Origin of the sequence: Mesorhizobium sp. CC13, assembly GCF_039907765.1 — a bacterium.
In the GTDB taxonomy this organism is placed as follows: domain Bacteria; phylum Pseudomonadota; class Alphaproteobacteria; order Rhizobiales; family Rhizobiaceae; genus Aminobacter.
The window spans coordinates 35821-55331 of record NZ_JARDJI010000015.1 but is presented as its reverse complement, the minus strand read 5'-3'; the positions used below and the strand labels follow the sequence as shown (position 1 = coordinate 55331).

The following is a 19511-nucleotide window of genomic DNA, read 5'->3' as shown; positions in this document are numbered from 1 at the left end:
CGCGCCTTGCAAGGACTTGTTTGGTTTGTGCACGGGACTCGCCGGCTGGCGGTCGCCGTGTTTTTCGCTGCGCGAAATGGCCCTTGCCGAGCCATTTTACATGCCGCGGCGCCGTTACGCAGGAGCACCCTATGGCCTCAGAGACCGCCCCTTGGGCAACCGAAACGCCGACCGCCGTCCTGGTGCTCGCCGACGGCACGGTGATTGCGGGCCGAGGCCTGGGCGCCACGGGCAGTGCTGTCGCCGAAGTGTGCTTCAACACTGCCCTCACCGGCTACCAGGAGATCCTGACCGATCCTTCCTACGCCGGCCAGATCGTCACCTTCACCTTCCCGCATATCGGCAACATCGGCACCAATGACGAGGACATCGAGGACCTCAACCCGGCCGCCCGCGCCGGTGCGGTCGGCGCCGTCTTCAAGGCCGACGTCACCAACCCCTCGAACTACCGCGCCGCCGGCCACCTCGACCAGTGGCTGAAGCGCCGTGGCATCGTCGCGATGTCGGGCGTCGACACCCGCGCGCTTACCGCGCTGATCCGCGAAAAGGGCATGCCGAACGGCGTGATCGCGCACGCGCCGGACGGCAAGTTCGACATCGACAACCTCAAGGCCCAGGCCCGCGCCTGGTCGGGCCTCGTCGGCCTCGACCTCGCCAAGGAAGTCACCTCCGGCCAGTCCTCGTCCTGGACCGAGACGCCCTGGGTCTGGAACGAAGGTTTCGGCGAGCGCAACGAAGCCACCATGCACGTCGTCGCCGTCGACTTCGGCGTCAAGCGCAACATCCTGCGCCTGCTCGCCGGCCTCGGCGCCAAGGTGACGGTGGTTCCGGCCAAGACCAGCGCCGACGACATCCTGGCGATGAAGCCGGATGGCATCTTCCTCTCCAACGGCCCCGGCGATCCCGCCGCGACTGGCGAATATGCCGTGCCGGTGATCCAGGACCTGCTCAAGACCGACCTGCCTGTCTTCGGCATCTGCCTTGGCCACCAGATGCTGGCGCTGGCCCTCGGCGGCAAGACGGCGAAGATGCACCAGGGCCACCACGGCGCCAACCATCCGGTCAAGGATCACACTACCGGCAAGGTCGAGATCGTGTCGATGAACCACGGCTTCGCGGTCGACGCCGACTCGCTGCCCGACGGCGTCGAGGAGACCCACGTCTCGCTGTTCGACGGCTCCAACTGCGGCATCGCGCTCACCGGCCGGCCGGTGTTCTCGGTCCAGCACCATCCCGAAGCCTCGCCCGGCCCGCAGGACTCGCACTATCTCTTCCGCCGCTTCGCCAACCTGATCCGCGAACGGCAAGGCGAACCGGCGCTCGCCGAGCGCTGAGAGCTGCCACGCGCTGACCTCGTCGGACAACGAAGAAGGCCCCGCAATGCGGGGCCTTTTGCAGTTTCTTGTATCTGTGCATTGCTTTCCGAAAATCGCCTTCGATTTTCGCGCCGATGCGCTGGCGGCCGGTTGGTCGTGGTTGGCTATGTCGGGAGTGCCGGCCCGAAGGCCGGCAGGAGATCAGGCGGAGACGAGTTCACCGAGCAGCTCTTCGAGCTGGTTCATGCTTTCCTGGGCGCCGGCTTCCATGCCCGAGGCGACCATGCCGTCGCGGTCCTCGATGCTGTCGAAGCGGGATATGCCGGTGTAGCGGGTCTTGCCGTCGATCTCCTCGAAGCGATGGGTCTCGACGACGGGCTTGTCCTCGAACATGCCTTCGAGCGCAAAGGTGTTGACCAGCTTCTCCGGCTCATCGACCTCGATGTACCTGCCAAAGAAGTTGAAGACCGCGCCGTCATGCATCGTGTGTTCGAAGCGCCACTCGCCGCCGGGTCGGAGGTCGAGCTTGATCACCCTGGTCGTGCCCATGGCACGCGAGCCCCACCAGCGGGCCACGTGCTCGGGCCGTGTCCAGGCCCGCCACACCAGCGCGCGCGGCGCGTCGAAGGTTCGGGTCATGCGGACGATCGGCTCACCCTCGGGCGCCTCGACGAGCATCTTGTTCATATCGTTATCCTTTTGCTTCTCTGAGGTGTCACTGCTTGTTGGTATCGTCGCCGCGCTGCATGTCGGCGAGGTAGGCGTCGAGCTGGTCGAGATTGTCGCGCCACAGCCCGCGATAGGCGTCGATCCAGCCGTCGAGGTCCTTGAGCGGACCGGCCTGGAGCTTGCAGTAGCGGTACTGGGCGTCCTTCTCGCGCGCGATCAGGCCGGCGGTTTCGAGCACCTTGATGTGCTTCGACACGGCCGCCAGGCTCATCTGATGCGGTGCCGCGAGCTCGCCGACGCTGGTCTGCCCCTGCGCGAGACGCGCCAGGATGGCGCGCCGTGTCGGATCGGCCAGGGCTGCGAAAGTGAGGGACAGGGGATCCGTCGCCATATATTCAACCTCCAAGTTTTTAACTTGCTGGTTGAATAAGCAATGCCAGAGCGGTTGTCAACCGATTGGTTGAATAAAAAGTCGATGCACGGAATCTTCGGAAACGCGCCCCTACTCCGCCGGGTTGGTCGCGGCGCTCCCGGCAGCGACGGTCGGCCGCTCCACCCTCAGTACGAACACCGCCAGCGCCATGGCGATGAAGATGCCGCCGAGCAGATAGGGCGCGCCGGCGAAATGCACCGGTGCGTCCGGGCCGGTGAACCAGGCGAAGATGAAGGTGTAGAGCAGCGGCGTGATGATGCTGGTGATCGAGAACAGGCTGGTCATCGCGCCCTGCAACTCGCCCTGGGCCGAAGGTGGAACCTTGGCGGCGGCAAGGCTGCGCAGCGGCGGGTCGGCCAGCGCCTCGAGGCAGGTCGCCACGATCACAGCATAGATCATCCAGCCCTCCCACGCCGCGGCATAGCCGAAGGCGGCGATGGTGGTGAAGGTGAGGCCGACGACGGCGGTCCGCCACTCGCCCAGCCTCGGGATGATGCGCGGCAGCACCAGCGCCATCACCAGCGCGCCACCGATGCCGAACACGCCCAGCGAGAAGCCGATCTGCTGCTCGCTCCAGCCGTAGCGGTAGCTGCCGACGAACGACCACACCGCCGGATACATCATGTGGCCGAGCGTCATCAGGAAGAACACCAGCCCGATCCAGCCGATGCCGTGGTAGTTGCGCATCTGCTTGAGCGCGCCCAGCGGATTGGCCCGCTTCCACTCGAATCGGCGGTGGTGCTCCTGGGTCAGCGTTTCGGGCAGGAGGAAATAGCCGACCACGAAGTTGAGGAAGGCGAGGCCGGCGGCGAAGAAGAACGGCACGCGCGGGCCGAACTCACCGAGGACGCCGCCGAGCACCGGGCCGATCACGAAGCCCATGCCGAAGGCGATGCCGAGCAGGCCGAAGTTCTTGGCCCGGTTCTCGTCCGTCGACACGTCGGCGATGAAGGCCGAGGCAGTCGAATAGCTGGCGCCGCTGATGCCGGCGAGCACGCGGCCGATGAACAGCATCGGATAGGACCAGGCGATGGCGCAGATCAGGTTGTCGATGGCGAATGTCAGCACCGAGGCGAGCAGCACCGGCCGGCGGCCGAAGCGGTCGCTGAGATTGCCGATCAGCGGCGCGAACAGGAACTGCATCGCCGCATAGACGAAGAACAGCCAGCCGCCCTCGATCGCCGCGTCGGAGATGCCGACGCCGGTCAGTTCCTGCAGATAGGCCGGCAGCACCGGCATGATGATGCCGAAGCCGATGACGTCGAGCAGCAGCGTCGTGAAGACGAGCGCCAGGCCCCGTTTCGCGGTTCTTTCGTCAACCATGTTGACCTCGCTTGCATTGCGGGCCGCCGGGGGCGAGCGGGAGGTTGCTTATAGATGAACGGATGATCCAGAACAATACGGGAACATATCAAAAGATTTGATGGCCAGGTCGCCTTGGGTCGGACGCTACGGGACCGGACTGCCCTCGCTCGCCTCGAGGATCGAGAACCATTGCCGGCGGTCGAGTTCGACGTCGAGGGCGCGCGCCAAGGTCGCCAGCCGCTCGACCTTCATCGTCCCTAGCACCGGCACCAGACGCGCCGGGTGGCACAGCAGCCAGGCGATCGCAACCGTCGAAATGTCGTTGACGCCGGTTTCCGTCGCCACCTGCGTGAGCGCTGCCCGCACGCGGTGCTCACGCGCGCCGTCGCCGGCAAACAGCGTTCCACCGCCCAGCGGCGACCAGATCATCGGCGCATAGCGCAGCCGCTGCGCATGGTCGAGGCGGCCGTCGGTCAGCGCCGAGGTCTCCAGCACCGAATGTTCGATCTGGTTGGTGACGAGCGGAATGGAAAGGCGCGAAGCCAGAAGGTCGAACTGCGCCGGCGTGAAGTTGGACACGCCAATGGCACGCACCTTGCCATCAGTGACCAGCTTCTCCAGCGCCGGCGCCGTCTCGTCCGCGTCCATCAGCGGATCCGGCCGATGGATCAGGAAAAGGTCGAGATAGTCGGTGCCGAGATTCTTCAGCGACCGCTCGGCCGAGGCTGTGATGTGCGCGGCACTGGTGTCGTAGTGCTTAAGCCGGTTGGCCGGCCGGCTGGCCGACTTCGACATGATGCCGCATTTGCTGACGAGTTCGATCGCCTCGCGCCTGCCGCCCCAGCGGGCAAGGCCGGCGCCGAAGGCCTGCTCGACCCCATAGTCGCCGTAGATGTCGGCATGGTCGAAGCTGGTCAGCCCGAGGTCGACTGCGCTGCCGATCAGCCTGGCCACCGCTTCCGGCTCCGGCCTATCTCCGCTCAAGAGCCGCCAGGCCCCGAACACCAGCCGCGACAGCTGCAGGTCCCCGGCCACGAGTTCGATACGCCGCGCCATCCCTACCCTCTCCTCCAAGCGAATGACGCCCCGGTTGGCCGGGGCGTCGGAACTTCACGACAATCCGGGCACCGCCCGCTCAGATCGGATTGTTGAAGGTGTCGCAGGAAGACAGCTTGCCGCTCTTGAACCCGGCGGCGAACCAACGCTGCCGCTGCTCCGAGGTGCCGTGGTTGAAGCTCTCGGGCACGACGTAGCCCTGCATGCGCTTCTGCAGCGTGTCGTCGCCGATCTGCTGCGCCGCGTTCAGCGCCTCCTCGACGTCGCCGCTCTCGAGGATGCCCTTCTGGTCGGTGTAGTAGCCCCAGACGCCGGCGAAGCAGTCGGCCTGCAGTTCCACCCGCATCGACATCTGGTTGGCATCGGCCTCGCTCATCTGCTGCCGCATCTGGTTGAACTTGGGCAGGATGCCGGTCAGGTTCTGCACGTGGTGGCCGACCTCGTGGGCAATCACATAGGCCTGGGCGAAGTCGCCCGCCGCGCCGAACTGCCGCGCCAGCTGGTCGAAGAAACTGGTATCGAGATAGACCTTGCGGTCGCCGGGGCAATAGAACGGCCCCGATGCCGCCGAGGCGAAGCCGCAGGCCGAACGCACCTGGCCCGAGAACAGCACCAGCTTCGGCTCCTCGTATTTCAGGCCCTCGGCCTGGAAGATGCCGTTCCAGGTGTCCTCGGTCTCGGCCAGCACGGTGGAGACGAACTGGGTCATCTCGTCGTTCGCCGGCGCCCCGCTTTGGGTGACCTGTCCGCCGCCCGATCCCGAGCCGCCGTCGGTCAGCACCTGCATGGGGTCGATGCCGCAGGCGCGCAGGGCGAAGAACAGCACGACCAGGATGATGATGCCTGACAAGCCGCCGCCGCCGACCCTCGGCCCCACCGGCAGGCGCCCGCCGCGTCCGAAGCCGCCGGGCAGCCCCATGCCGCCGCCGCCCTCGCCGCGATCGTCCTGGACGTTGTCACTCTGACGGCGGCCTCTCCAGCGCATATGGCTATCCTCGATCTTCGTCGCATGCGGCCGGCGACGCCGCTCCGCTTCCATGTGACAATTAGCCCAACCGCCGTGGCGGTCACAAGGTTTTTGGTTGTGCCACCGGCCGAGCAAAGCGCGCGGCCGAGTCTACTCCCCACGGAACGCCCGGGGAACCGTGGCGGCCGGATGCGAGCTATTCTGCGGGTGCTGCCTGGACATCCGGGGCCGGGCTGGCGGCGCGGCTGCGACGCGTGGCGAGCCAGGCGGCGATGGCCTTCTGCGCGTGGAATGCGGCGAGCCCCGAGACGAGGCCGATCGCCACAGCAGTGCTCGCGACGAGCGGATCGAATGCCAGCGGGTTGGGCTGTGGCAGGAACATCTCCGGCAGCAGGCGGTGGAACAGGTAGATGTGGTATCCGGCGGCGGCAACCGGCAGCGCCAGCATGGCGACCTGTTTCGGCACGCTGACGCGCGGCAGGTAGAGCAGCACCGTTATGCCGACGAGCTGCAGCATGAACTTGACCCAGGAGCCGGTCCAGTTGCCGCCCCAATAGGCCATGACCGGGAAGGCGATCACCGCCGTCGCGAAAACGGCGAGCCGCTGTTGGGGCGTCCGCGCAAAGAACGCGCACCAGCCGAACGCGGCGAGGTAGAGCACGTCGGTCACGGTGAATATCTGCACCCCGCCCACCGGCCAGAGCACCGGCACGATGAACTTGAGCGCCATGGTGACGGCAAGCATGGCAAATCCCGCCGCAAACGGGTTTCGCGCAGCATGCCGGCGCACCGCCTCCAGCGAGAACAGCCCGGCCACGATCAGCATGATCTGCGCATAGGCTTCCACGAACCAGTAGAGGTAGGGCAGCATGTGCTTGGGATCGAAGATGCCGAGATTGCCGACGAGGAAGACCGACGGCCACAGCACCTCGCCGCGCGCGACGGAGAAGCCGGCGACGATTGGGGCATATACGGCGAGGTTGCCCGCCAGCGCCTTGAGCAGGCGCGAGGTCTCGCCGCGCATCAGGGCCGCGCCATGGAAGCGCGCGAGCCCGTAGCCCACCAGCATCACCAGTGCCGCCGCCCCTCCCGGGATCGGCCACAGCGTTGCATGGTGCAGGACGATCAGCAGGATCGCCGCCGCCCGCATCAGCAGTTCGGCGTCCACCACCTGCCAGCGGCTGGTCTGGCGCCCCATCCGGGCGAGCTGCCCGACCGGCATCTTCTCCCAGCCTTCCGGAATGCACCCCAGCTTGCGCTCCAGCGTCAGCGACAGCTGCACATAGAGCAGCGAATCCCCACCCAGCACCTCGAAACTGTCCACCGGCGTCACCCGGCGCGGATAGAATGCGCGGGCGAAGGCGTCGAGCACGCCGGCGTCTGCCTTCTGCGCCTGCCCGCCAAGCCGCGCGATCGCCGGATAGTCGACCTTGCCCGACGGCAGCCGCGGCAGGTCTTTGACCGCCACCGCCTCGACATGCAGCGGGGTCAGCCCGCTCGCCTCAATCATCAGCTTGCGCACCGCCTCGGGCGCCTCGCCCGACGAGAAGGCGGCAACCAGCCGGCGGTCGTCGCCGGCGACGGCGGCCTCCATGCCGCGCATCCTCAGCGCGTGCTCGACCGCCTCGTGGCTGATCCTCAGCCCGGCGATCTTCGACATCCGCTTGAGCCGCCCGACGATGCGGAAGAAGCCGTTTTCGCAGCGTTCGGCGAGGTCGCCGGTACGCAGCTCGCCGACCTCGGCGCCCTGCGCCAGGTCGGCGCAGCCCTGCGCATAGCCCATCATCACGTTGGGACCGCGATAGACCAGTTCGCCCGCCTCGCCGCAGCCCTCGATGTGCGTCCCGTCCGCGGCGGCCAGCGCCAGTTCGCCGCCGGGTATGGCTACGCCGATGCTGTCGGGATTCTCCGCCAGCGCCTCGGGCGGCACATAGGCGATGCGCGCGGTGGCCTCCGTCTGCCCGTACATCAGGAACAGCCGCCGTCCGGAGGCATCGAGCCGGCGCCGGAACGTCTCGGCGAGTTCGGCCGAAATCCGCCCGCCGGCAACCGTCATGAACCGCAGCGACCGCAGCTCCTCGACCCGCAGGCCGGTCTTCTGCATCAGCTCGTAGGAATAGGGCACGCCGCTGATGTTGGTGACGTCGGCGCACCGCAGCTCGTCGGCGAAGCCGCGGTCGGCGACGCCCTTGGCCGCGACGAACACCCCCGCCCCCACCGCCAGATGCGAATTCAGCACCGACAGGCCGTAGGAATAGTGGAACGGCAGGATCAGCGCCGCGCGGTCATCCGAGGTGAGTTCCAGGTAGGAGGCGATCGCCTCGGCGTTGCTCTCGACGTTGCTCCGCGACAGCCTGACGAAGCGCTTCCTGCCGGTGCTGCCCGAGGTTGCCAACAGCAGCGCGAGCTCCGCATGCATCGCCTCGCCGGTCCCGCCATGCTCGATCCGGCGCCAGCGCCCGTCGACCGACCGCACGCTCACCTCGGGGCGGAAATCCTCCTCGAAGGCCGCGAACGCCTCGGCGTCGTTGGGCGCAAGCAGCGCCACCGCATGGCTGCCGGCACGCGCTGCCAGATAGGCGATGATGGCATGTTCGGAATTGGCGGCTTCGACCGCCACCAGCTTGCGGCCCTCGCCGAACCCGGCGGCCGTCTCCGCCACGCGCCTTGCCAGCTCGGCATAGGTGATCGCCGGGCGGCCGGGGAACATCAACGCCGGCCGGCCGCCATGGGCCGCAAGCTCCTGCAGGAATGCCATTCTGTCTCGCCCGCCGCCTCTGTCGCAGCCAAATGAACGCGCGAGCCGATAGCCCAATTCCTGATTGTTTGCATCAACTATTTTACGGATCGCTGATGTATTGCGGCACCTGCCGGACAACTCCCGACGGGCATACCGCCGCAGGGGCTTGCCAAAGCGCCGCCATCCGGTATTGTTGCAAATGATTAGCAACTGCGATTGGAGACAGACGGTGGACTCTCTCGTTCGGCCATCCGAGGACATCAACGGATGGCGCACGGCCCGGGGTGAAGGATCGCTCTCGGACGTCCACCGTTCCATCGCGGTCCGCAGCACCGGCCCCAACTGGCGCAAGGCCGTGGCCTTCATCGGCCCCGGCTACCTCGTCGCCGTCGGCTACATGGACCCCGGCAACTGGGCGACCTCCATCGCCGGCGGCTCGCGCTTCGGCTACACCCTGCTCTTCGTGGCGCTGGTCTCCAACATCATGGCCATCGTGCTGCAGTCGCTGTGCGCGCGCCTCGCCATCGCCTCGGGCCGCGACCTCGCCCAGGCCTGCCGCGACGCCTTCCCGCGTCCCGTCGCCTATTTCCTCTGGCTGCTTGCCGAGATCGCCATCATCGCCACCGACATCGCCGAGGTGATCGGCACCGCCATCGGCCTCAACCTGCTGTTCGGCATCCCGCTCGAACTCGGCGTGGTCATCACCGCGCTCGACGTGTTCCTCATCCTCTACCTGCAGAAGCTCGGCTTCCGCTGGGTCGAGGCGCTGATCATCACGCTGCTCGGCGTCATCGCGGTCTCCTTCGCCATCCAGGTCGCCCTGGCCGACCCGGACTGGGGCGCCGTCATCGTCGGCTTCGCGCCGACGACCGAGATCGTCACCAACCCCGAGATGCTCTACCTCGCGCTCGGCATCCTCGGCGCCACCGTCATGCCGCACAATCTCTACCTGCATTCCGGCATCGTCCAGACGCGCGCCTATGGCGAGACGCTGCCGGAGAAGCGGCAGGCGCTGCGCTACGCCACCTGGGATTCGACCGTCGCGCTGATGTTCGCCCTGCTTATCAACGCCTCGATCCTGATCCTCGCCGCGGCGACGTTCTACGCCTCCGGCCGTACCGACGTCATCGAGATCAGCGAGGCCCATTCGCTGCTCGCGCCGCTGCTCGGCATCGCGGTCGCGCCCACGTTGTTCGGCATCGCGCTGCTCGCCTGCGGCATCAATTCAACGGTGACCGCCACCCTTGCCGGGCAGATCGTCATGGAGGGCTTCCTCCACATCAAGCTGCCGCCATGGCTGCGCCGCCTCATCACCCGCGGCATCGCCATCATCCCCGCCGCCGCCGTCACCATCTGGTTCGGCGACACCGGCACGGCCAAGCTCTTGATCCTTACCCAGGTCGTGCTCAGCCTACAGCTGTCCTTCGCCGTCTTCCCGCTGGTCATGTTCACCGCCAGCAAGAAGAAGATGGGCGCGCTCGTCGCCCCGCGCTGGCTCATCGCCCTGGCGATGCTGATCGCGGTGTTGATCGCAGTCCTCAATCTCAAGCTGCTGTACGAATTCGTGCTCGCCTGACAGACCGCGCGGCGGCCCCGGCCGCCGCCACTCATGTCGTCGTCGCCCTGCCTGTTACCCGCCAGGCCAGTGTGTCGGCCTCCGGCCGACTTCAGCCTGCCACCGCCACCCGTGCCGACCGCCGCGTCAGTGCCAGCACCGCCAGCGCCACCAGCGGGAATGCTGCCGCCACCAGGCCGAGATCGGAAGGCCTGGCGAATTCCAGCACCCGTCCGCCGATGACGGTGCCGAAGGCGATGCCGAAATAGAGCGCCGAGGCGTTCAGCGACAACGTCAGATGCGCGAGTTCGGGCGCGAAGCCGACGATGCGGCTCGCCTGCGCCGGCGGGAAGGCCCAGCCGATGATGCCCCACGGCACCATCAGGCCGATCAGCACCGGCCCGGCGATGTGATGCGGCAGGAGCTTCAGCGTCAGCGCGATCGCAAGGCAGAAGCCCGACGACATCAGCAGCGACAGCACCACCATGCGCGTCGCCCCGATCCGGTCGGCGAGATAACCGCTCGACAGATTGCCGATCACGGCACCCGCGCCGAAGGCCAAAAGCATGCCCGGCAGCGCGATGGCCGGCAGCGCCGCTCCTTCGAGTGCCAGCGGCGCGATGTAGGAGATGACGGTGAAGCCGCCGGCGAGATAGAGCAGCGTCACCAAGAGCGACGGCAGGATGCCTGGCCTGGCAATCGCGGTGAAGCGCTCGCCGAGCGTCAGCTTGATGCCGCGCGATCCCCGCGGCAGCCGCACCCACAGGATCACCGCGCACACCAGCGCCAGGAAGGCGATGGAGACGAAGGTGCCGCGCCAGCCCCACATGGTGGCGATCAGCGAACCGGCCGGCGCACCGAGCGCCACCGCGAATGTCGTGCCGCCCACCACCACCGCGATCGCCCGCGCCCGATGCTCCGGCCCGGCCAGCGAAACGGCGGTGGCCTGGGCGGTGGCGGCATAGAGGCCGGCCGACATGCCCATCATGATCTGGGCGGCCAGCAGCCCGGCGAACGACGAACTTGCCGCCGCCACCAGGTTGCCGGCGACGAAGACCAGCATCGTCGCGGCCAGGATGCGGCGGCGGTCCACCTCGCCCGCCAGCGCCGACAGCACCGGCGCGCCGATGGCATAGGCGAGCGAGAACGCCATGATGAGGTAGCCCGCGAACGGTATGGAGACATGGGCGTCGCCGGCGATCGCCGGCAGCAGGCTCGAGAACACGAAGCCGACGGTGCTCATCGCGAACGACCCGACCGCCAGCCAGATAAGGCGCTTGTCCATGACGCTGTCCTTAGTTCAAAATATATTGAACTATTGAACTTGATCCGCCGTCATGTCAATCTGCAGCCTGTCGGTCTCCTGCCAGCCTCGTGTCAGCAGGCCGCAATGCGCCTTGAACCAGGAAACCGCCGCCGCTACCTTCGCCCCATGTCCCTGCCCCACCCCGCCGCAGACCAGATCAGCCTCGCCAACGTGCTCGCCGTGCTCGGCGACCAGACCCGCCTCGCCATCGTCGGCTACCTTGCCCGCAACGAGGGCGTGGCGATGAGCTGCGGCCAGTTCCTCGAATTCGGCTCCAAGACCAATCTCAGCTACCACCTCGCCAAGCTGCGCGAGGCCGGCATCACCAGCACCGAGATGTCGGGCACCAGCCGGCTGATCACGCTCAGGCGCGGCGACCTCGACCGTCGTTTCCCGGGGCTGCTCGATTCGATCGTCACGGCGGCACGGGACATCCCGCAGCTCGAACGCCTGCGCGAGCAAAGCTGACGCCGCCTTCCCCGGCGCGGAGGACCACAAGATGCGCATCGCCGTTATTGCCGACATCCATGGCAACATCCTCGCGCTCGAGGCCGTTGTCACCGACCTGGCCCGCCGCGGCGGCGCCGACCTGACCGTCAATCTCGGCGACCTCGTCTCCGGCCCGCTCTGGCCGCGCGAGACGATCGAACGCCTCATGCACCTCGACTGGCCCACGGTGCGCGGCAACCACGATCGCCGCACGGCCAGCGATCCCCTCGCCGGAATGGGACCGTCCGACCGCTTCGCCCACGATCGCCTGACGGCGGCCCAGCGCGACTGGCTTGAGGCATTGCCCGTCACCCTGGAGCTGGCGCCCGGCATCCTCGCCTTCCACGCCCGCCCCGATCACGACGAACGCTATCTGACTGAAGTCATCGCCGAGGGCCATCTGGCCCGGGCGCCGCTGCCTTTGATCGAAAAGCGGCTTGCCGGCACCGACCGCTCCCATCGCCTGCTGCTTTCCGGCCACAGCCACCGCCCCGATCTGGTGCGGCTGCCCGACGGACGCATGCTGTTCAATCCCGGCAGCGTCGGCGGCCCGGCCTATCGCGACGACGGTGCCCCCGCGCATGTCTCCGAGCAGGGCTCGCCGCTGGCGCACTATGGCCTGGTCGAGACCGAGGGCGCTGGCGCCATCGTCAACGTCGAGTTCCGCGCGGTCGCCTACGACCACGAGGCGGCCGCCCTCCGCGCCGAAGAGTCCGGCCGACCGGAATGGGCGCACGCGCTGCGCACCGGCTTCATGCCGGCTTAGGGCAGTTCCAGGAAAAATGCGCAGCGGTTTTCCGTCCGGAATTGCGCAAAAACAAAGAGATGCGGACGCTCAGCGCGATGAATTCAGGGCCACGGCGGCGCGGATGAGCGCCTTCAACGCCTCCTCGTCGATCTCTTCGCCCTCGCGGAAGTCGATGGCGCGCCTGGTGTTGCCTTCGAGGCTGGAGTTGAACAGGCCCGAAGGGTCCTCGAGCGAGGCGCCCTTGGCGAAGGTCGTCTTCACCGCCTTCTTGTAGGCCTCGCCGGTGCAGATGATGCCCCCGTGCGACCACACCGGCGTCCCCCATTTCCATTCCTCGACCACCTCGGGATCGGCCTGCCTGATGAGGCTTCGGATCCTGGCGAGCGTCGCGCCCCGCCAATCGTCCAGCTCCCTGATTCGCGCATCGATTAGCTCGGAGGCAGAGGCTCCAACGTTGCCTTCCTGCGCGCCGGTCGTCTTCTTTGCCATGGGCCTCGTCCTTTTCTCCATGGTTGCCGATGCGGGCCTGGCATCCGCTCCGCCACGCCGCCCTTCCGCCTCCCGCTTACATCATTTCGACGGGCAATTCGCTGGATTGCTTCACCCAACCGGCGACCTGCGCTTGGTCCAGACGGCCTCGCGGCTGTCCGGGCAGCACAGGTCCTCCGCTGGCGGCGCCGCTCTACGGCCTGCGGTTCATTTTCGCGAACGGCGAGGTTTTGGCGCCGGCATGGCCGTGCGCGCGGCACGCTTCGCCGGGCGGGCATAAGGCCTGCGCGCCGGAACCAGGTCCTCCGCCTCCAGCGTCTGTGCCGGCCTGCCCATCGCCTCCTGCCTGGCCCGGATGTCGGCCTCGCGCAGGGCCGCGCCGAAGTCGAGTCCCGTCAGGCGCTCGATTTCCGCCACCGTGGTCAGGAACTCGGCCACGCGCGCCAGTTCCAGCTCGTCGCCGAAGGCCTCGGCGCCGGCGAGTATCGCCTCCGGCATCACCTCGATCAGCGGCCCCTGGTCCGCCAGGAGCGCGATCGCACGTAGATCGCTGCCGTCGCTCCACGCCGCGATCTTCCAGAACCGCAGCGGTACCTTGCTGTCGAAGCGGTAGGGCGGGTCGGTCTCGGCGAAGATCGGGCCGGCAAACACCGTGACCCGGCTGCGCATGGTCACCGCGTTGCGCAACACGTAGGTCTCGACCGCCCGCCACCTGAGCTTGCCCTTCGAACCCGGCCGGTCGAGCGCGCTGCCCTGGTTGAAGAAGCCGAGCTGCGGCGCCGCATTGGTGTAGAAGAACGTGTCGCGCTCGGCCGCCACCGCCTCGGCGTCGGTGCCCCAGGCCGGGTCGCCGCGCAGCGTGATGTGCCCCTTCTGGAAGATGCGCGCCTTGCGCTCGTTCGACTGCGGATCGGGGAAGCCGGCCACCTTCTGCTTCTCGTAGAACGGCCGGTTCATCTGCTCCTCGGGCAGGATGCGCCGGTCGGGCCGGAAGTCGTCGCTGGCCTCCGCGCCGAGGTCGCCCAGCGACTCTATGCCGAGATCCTTCAGCGTCGGCTCGTCGATCACCGATTTGTCGTCGCGGTTGATCGCCTTGATGCGCGCGCCGTCGATGTTGCAGGCGGTGAAATAGGCGAGCCGCCGCGCCGCGTTCATGACCACGGAGAAGTGGTGGTAGCGCAGCTCGAACGGATCGTCGCCGGGCTTGGCCAGCTGGTTCTCCGCCGCGCGTCCCGGCGCGCCCGCGTGGTTCGGCAGCGGCAGGACGAAGCCTGGGATGAAGCCCGGCTCGTAGCCGCCGCGGTCGTCGAAATTCTCGGTCTTCCAGCTCGCCGCCTCGGCGCGCGGGCCCCGGTCGCCGCCGGCCGGGCCGGCGCGCCCGGCCGCCGTCGCTGCGGCGGCCAGCGGGGCGCGCACGTTGATCTCGATCGGAAAGGTCCACGTCACCGAGCCGTCCGCGTTGAGCCGCGACCGGGCGGCGTCCTCCACCGGCCGATCCGTGCTGCCTTCCTGCTTCGGCGCCTGCCCCTCCGCCTCGCCCCCGCCCGATGGCTGCGGCTGCAGCTTCAGCCGCCCGGCCTCCTGCCAGGTGTCGAGCAGCTTCGACACCGCTGCGCGGCTTGCCGCGTCGAGCGTGTCCAGGCGCTTCTCCAGGTCGTCGACGATGGCGCTGATGCGGATGCCTTCGTTGATCTCCTTGGCGAGCGGCTGGCCGTCGGTCCCCATCACCTCGTGCCACGGCCCGCCCCAGTGATGCAGCGCGATCGGTTCCCATTCGTTGTTGAACACCGGCGAGCCGGACGAGCCCTGCTCGGTGTCGGCCACATAGTGCAGCACGTGCAGCGTCTCGTCGCGCGCCACCAGATGGTTCTCGCGCAGCACGAGCTCCTTGAAGCGGCCGTCGGGGTGCTGGACCAGGTTGGCGATCTCACCGAGCATGTGCTTGTCGCCGGCATTGGAAAGCACCAGGAAGCCGAACTCGTCGAGCAGCCTGGGCCCGCGCCGGCGTTCGCCGATGCCGACCAGCGTGTAGTCGAGCCCGTCGATGCCGTCGGTGACGAAGCACAGGTTCGGGTCGAGCAGGTACGACGTCGGCATGCGCAGTTCGTTCAGCCGGTCGCGTTCATAGTCGAACTGGATCTGGAAGCGCGCCGCGTCCTGCGGCGTTGGCATGACGTGGTGGTTGGTCAGGAAAAGCTTCGGGCCCACCAGGAAGCCGGTGCCCTGCGGCATCTCGTTGAGGAACGCCACCCGGCCCACCGCATCGGCAGCGCGCCGGCCGCGCTCGAGAAAGGCGACGCCGACGAAATCGAGCGTGGAACCCTGGATCGCCTCGGGTCCCGCCGGCTTGGCGGCGGCGGCCGGCTTGCGCCCTGCCCTGGCCGGCGCGGCGCTCGCTTCGATCGCTGTCGAGATCATCTCGGCTTCTTCGCGGCTGAGCTGCGCCTTGACCTGCAGTCGCTCGACGCGCCGCCGCCGCTGGGGCTCGGCGGCCAGCGGATTGCCCTCGGCGATCCGTGCCAGGGATTCTTCGATTTCGGGGCGTGTCTTCTTCAGTCTTTCACGAACGACAAGTTCGACGTTGCCAAAGGTTTGGATATCCACAGCCCCATCCCCCGCACTACTAAAAGGCGCAAAGTATAGCTTGGGATCATAACTCCCGGTAGCGACGTTTTGTTGACGGACGCAAGCGGCTGCGACATCAGGGATTCATGCATTTTCGGGGTTCCCCCCTTCCCGTCCTTCCCCTATAAGGCCCGCCTAGCCTCTAGTTGACTCTCCCTTGCGCACCGGCCCGGGCTCGCCCCGTCCCGGTTCTTCGCGCAGGCTCATTTTACGGACCGCACCCATGCCAAGACGCACCGACATCAAGTCCATCCTGATCATCGGCGCCGGTCCCATCGTCATCGGCCAGGCCTGCGAGTTCGACTACTCCGGCACCCAGGCCTGCAAGGCCCTGCGCGAGGAAGGCTACCGCGTCATCCTGGTCAACTCCAACCCGGCCACGATCATGACAGATCCGGAGCTGGCGGACGCCACCTACATCGAGCCGATCACGCCGGAAGTGGTCGCCAAGATCATCGCCAAGGAGCGCCCCGACGCGCTGCTGCCGACCATGGGCGGCCAGACCGCGCTCAACACGGCCCTTTCGCTGCGCCGCATGGGCGTGCTCGACCGCTACAATGTCGAGATGATCGGCGCCGACGCGCACGCCATCGACAAGGCCGAGGACCGTTCGCTGTTCCGCGAAGCCATGGCCAAGATCGGGCTGGAGACGCCGCGCTCGATGCTCGCCAACGCCTCCGACGTCAAGGACGCCGACCGCAAGCGCCACGAGGCCGAGCGCGCCGCCCTCAAGCTCGAGGCGCCGGCCAATCTCGACGCAGCGCTCGATGCGCTCGAAACCCAGTGGAACCTCGGCGAAGGCGACCGCAAGCAGCGCTACATCAACCATGGCATGGCGATCGCCGCCCAGGCGCTCGACCATGTCGGCCTGCCCGCCATCATCCGCCCGTCCTTCACCATGGGCGGCACCGGCGGCGGCATCGCCTTCAACCGCCAGGAGTTCTTCGACATCGTCCAGTCGGGTCTCGACGCCTCCCCCACCACCGAAGTGCTGATCGAGGAATCGGTGCTCGGCTGGAAGGAATACGAGATGGAGGTCGTGCGCGACCGCGCCGACAACTGCATCATCGTCTGCTCGATCGAGAACATCGACCCGATGGGCGTGCACACCGGCGATTCGATCACGGTGGCGCCCGCGCTGACCTTGACCGACAAGGAATACCAGATGATGCGCAACGCCTCGATCGCGGTGCTGCGCGAGATCGGCGTCGAGACCGGCGGCTCCAACGTCCAGTTCGCCGTCAACCCCGCCGACGGCCGCCTCGTCGTCATCGAGATGAACCCGCGCGTGTCGCGCTCCTCGGCGCTCGCCTCCAAGGCAACCGGCTTCCCGATCGCCAAGATCGCCGCAAAGCTCGCCGTCGGCTACACGCTCGACGAGCTGGAGAACGACATCACCGGCGGCGCCACCCCCGCCTCCTTCGAGCCGACCATCGATTACGTCGTCACCAAGATCCCGCGCTTCGCCTTTGAAAAATTCCCCGGCGCCGAGCCGACGCTGACCACCGCCATGAAGTCGGTAGGCGAGGTCATGGCCATCGGCCGCACCTTCCAGGAATCGCTGCAGAAGGCTTTGCGTGGACTGGAAACGGGCCTGACGGGATTGGACGAGATCGAGATTCCCGGCATCGGCGACAATGGCGACGAGCGCAACGCCATCCGCGCCGCGCTCGGCACGCCCACCCCCGACCGGCTGCGCATGGTCGCCCAGGCGATCCGCATGGGCACCTCGCTCGAAGACGTGCACGCCATGTGCAAGATCGACCCGTGGTTTCTCGAGCAGATCGCCGGCATCATCTCGATGGAAGCCCGCGTCCGCGAGCACGGCCTGCCCCAGGACGCCGAAAACCTGCGCATGCTGAAGTCGATGGGCTTTTCCGACGCCCGCCTCGCCTCGCTGACCAGGACCGAGGCCGAAGCGGTCGCCAAGCAGCGCCGGAAGCTCGGCGTCCACCCGGTCTACAAGCGCATCGACACCTGCGCGGCCGAGTTCGCCTCGCCCACCGCCTACATGTACTCGTCCTACGAGCTGCCCTTCGCCGGCGCGCTTGCCGACGAGGCCCAGGTCTCCGACCGCAAGAAGGTCGTCATCCTCGGCGGCGGCCCCAACCGCATCGGCCAGGGCATCGAGTTCGACTATTGCTGCGTGCACGCCGCCTATGCGCTGCGCGAGGCCGGCTATGAATCGATCATGGTCAACTGCAACCCCGAGACGGTGTCGACCGACTACGACACCTCCGACCGGCTCTATTTCGAGCCGCTGACCTCGGAGGACGTGCTCGAAATCCTGCGCGCCGAACAGGCCAGGGGCACGCTGCACGGCGTCATCGTCCAGTTCGGCGGCCAGACCCCGCTCAAGCTTGCGGACGCGCTCGAGAAGGCCGGCATCCCGATCCTCGGCACCTCGCCCGACGCGATCGACCTCGCCGAGGACCGCGACCGCTTCCAGAAGCTCCTGCACAAGCTCGACCTCAAGCAGCCGAAGAACGGCATCGCCTACTCGGTCGAGCAGGCCCGCACCGTCGCCGGCGAGCTCGGCTTCCCGCTGGTCGTGCGCCCGTCCTACGTGCTCGGCGGCCGCGCCATGCAGATCATCCACAACGAGGGCATGCTGCAGTCCTACCTGCTCGACACCGTGCCGGGCCTGGTGCCCGAGGACATCAAGCAGAAGTACCCCAACGACAAGACCGGCCAAATCAACACCCTGCTCGGCAAGAACCCGCTTCTGTTCGACACCTATCTGTCGGGCGCCATCGAGGTCGACGTCGACTGCCTCTGCGACGGCAGGGAGACCTTCGTCTCCGGCATCATGGAGCACATCGAGGAGGCCGGCATCCACTCGGGCGACAGTGCCTGCTCGTTGCCGGTGCATTCGCTTTCGACCGAACTCGTCGACGAACTAGAGCGCCAGACCTCGGCCATGGCGCGCGCGCTCAATGTCGGCGGCCTGATGAACGTGCAATACGCCATCAAGGACGGCGTCATCTACGTGCTCGAAGTCAACCCGCGCGCCTCGCGCACGGTGCCCTTCGTGGCCAAGACCGTCGGCAAGCCGATCGCCAAGATCGCCGCCCGCATCATGTCGGGCGAGAGCCTCGACGACGCCTTCGCCCACTATGGCGCCAAGCCCAATGCCCGCAATCCCGGCCACATCGCCGTCAAGGAAGCGGTGTTCCCGTTCGCCCGCTTCCCCGGCGTCGACATCCTGCTCGGGCCGGAGATGAAGTCGACCGGCGAGGTCATGGGCCTCGACCGCGACTACGCGCTCGCCTTCGCCAAGGCCCAGCTCGGCGCCGGCGTCGACCTGCCGCGCTCGGGCACGCTGTTCGTCTCGGTCCGCGACGAGGACAAGGCGGGCATCCTGCCCGCCGTGCGCCGCATCGCCGACCTCGGCTTCAAGATCCTGGCCACCTCCGGCACCGCCCGCTTCCTCAACGAGAACGGCGTCGCCGCCGAGAAGATCAACAAGGTGCTCGAAGGCCGTCCGCACATCGAGGACGCCATCCGCAACCGCCAGATCCAGATCGTCTTCAACACCACCGACGGCCAGAAGGCCGTGTCGGACTCGAAGTCGATCCGCCGCGCCACGCTGATGCAGAAGGTGCCCTACTACACCACGCTGTCGGGCGCGGCCGCCGTCGCCGAGGCCATCGCCACCCTTAAGGCCGGCTCGCTCGAAGTCCGCCCGCTGCAGGATTATTTCGCCTGAGGCGCGCCTTCCCTCCCCCTTGAGGGGAGGGTCGATCCGCGCAGCGGATCGGGGCGGGGTCGCCCAAGGCAGCACGCGACGCCCTCCTTCCTCGCGCAGCGGAT

14 protein-coding genes are annotated in these 19511 nt (G+C 67.5%); 5 read left to right on the top strand and 9 right to left on the bottom strand.

All coding sequences use genetic code 11. From position 1 onward, the window contains the following. Positions 1-131 precede the first annotated feature (131 nt). Positions 132-1334, top strand: coding sequence for a glutamine-hydrolyzing carbamoyl-phosphate synthase small subunit (carA, locus tag PV773_RS18505; RefSeq protein WP_347967766.1), 1203 nt, complete (start codon positions 132-134; stop codon positions 1332-1334). A gap of 183 nt (positions 1335-1517) precedes the next feature. Here carA and PV773_RS18500 read toward each other — a convergent pair whose 3' ends face one another. From PV773_RS18500 to PV773_RS18475, 6 genes are all read right to left on the bottom strand, one after another. Further along, complete coding sequence (locus tag PV773_RS18500) at positions 1518-2003, bottom strand: SRPBCC family protein (RefSeq protein WP_347967765.1); 486 nt, start codon at positions 2001-2003, stop codon at positions 1518-1520. A 28-nt stretch (positions 2004-2031) separates the two neighbouring features. Continuing rightward, positions 2032-2376 (bottom strand): metalloregulator ArsR/SmtB family transcription factor, encoded by a 345-nt coding sequence (locus PV773_RS18495; protein ID WP_347967764.1) that lies wholly within the window; start codon positions 2374-2376, stop codon positions 2032-2034. A gap of 111 nt (positions 2377-2487) precedes the next feature. Next, the gene (locus PV773_RS18490) at positions 2488-3741 is read right to left on the bottom strand and encodes a TCR/Tet family MFS transporter (RefSeq protein ID WP_347967763.1); all 1254 of its coding nucleotides are present in this window, start codon (positions 3739-3741) and stop codon (positions 2488-2490) included. 126 nt (positions 3742-3867) lie between these two features. Next, a complete protein-coding gene (locus PV773_RS18485; RefSeq protein WP_347967762.1) occupies positions 3868-4779 on the bottom strand; it encodes an aldo/keto reductase in 912 nt (303 codons plus the stop codon). Positions 4780-4858: 79 nt separating this feature from the next. After that, the gene (locus PV773_RS18480) at positions 4859-5764 is read right to left on the bottom strand and encodes a neutral zinc metallopeptidase (protein ID WP_347967761.1); all 906 of its coding nucleotides are present in this window, start codon (positions 5762-5764) and stop codon (positions 4859-4861) included. Between the two features lie 178 nt (positions 5765-5942). Beyond that, positions 5943-8504 carry an AMP-binding protein gene (locus tag PV773_RS18475; RefSeq protein ID WP_347967760.1) on the bottom strand — a complete coding sequence of 854 codons (2562 nt, stop codon included), beginning with the start codon at positions 8502-8504 and terminating at the stop codon, positions 5943-5945. Between the two features lie 181 nt (positions 8505-8685). Here PV773_RS18475 and PV773_RS18470 point away from each other — a divergent pair, with 181 nt between their 5' ends. After that, a complete protein-coding gene (locus PV773_RS18470) occupies positions 8686-10062 on the top strand; it encodes an Nramp family divalent metal transporter (RefSeq protein ID WP_347967759.1) in 1377 nt (458 codons plus the stop codon). 91 nt (positions 10063-10153) lie between these two features. On the opposite strand, the gene PV773_RS18465 is transcribed toward PV773_RS18470, so the two are convergent. Next, positions 10154-11326: an MFS transporter gene (locus tag PV773_RS18465; protein ID WP_347967758.1), complete on the bottom strand. Its 1173-nt coding sequence runs from the start codon at positions 11324-11326 to the stop codon at positions 10154-10156. Positions 11327-11473: 147 nt separating this feature from the next. On the opposite strand from PV773_RS18465, the gene PV773_RS18460 reads away from it, so the two are divergent. Both PV773_RS18460 and PV773_RS18455 read left to right on the top strand, forming a co-directional pair. After that, positions 11474-11815, top strand: coding sequence for a helix-turn-helix transcriptional regulator (locus PV773_RS18460; RefSeq protein ID WP_347967819.1), 342 nt, complete (start codon positions 11474-11476; stop codon positions 11813-11815). Positions 11816-11846: 31 nt separating this feature from the next. After that, entirely contained in the window at positions 11847-12602 is a 756-nt protein-coding gene (locus PV773_RS18455; protein WP_347967757.1) for a metallophosphoesterase, read from the top strand. 69 nt (positions 12603-12671) lie between these two features. Here the strand turns inward: PV773_RS18455 and PV773_RS18450 are convergent, their stop codons facing one another. Together PV773_RS18450 and PV773_RS18445 are read right to left on the bottom strand one after the other, a co-directional pair. After that, on the bottom strand, positions 12672-13094 hold the full coding sequence (locus PV773_RS18450) for a DUF1801 domain-containing protein (protein WP_347967756.1): 423 nt from the start codon (positions 13092-13094) through the stop codon (positions 12672-12674). Between the two features lie 186 nt (positions 13095-13280). Next, positions 13281-15677 (bottom strand): DNA/RNA non-specific endonuclease, encoded by a 2397-nt coding sequence (locus tag PV773_RS18445; protein ID WP_347967755.1) that lies wholly within the window; start codon positions 15675-15677, stop codon positions 13281-13283. Between the two features lie 244 nt (positions 15678-15921). Here PV773_RS18445 and carB point away from each other — a divergent pair, with 244 nt between their 5' ends. Then, positions 15922-19407 (top strand): carbamoyl-phosphate synthase large subunit, encoded by a 3486-nt coding sequence (carB, locus tag PV773_RS18440; protein WP_347967754.1) that lies wholly within the window; start codon positions 15922-15924, stop codon positions 19405-19407. The last annotated feature ends 104 nt before the right edge of the window (positions 19408-19511 follow it).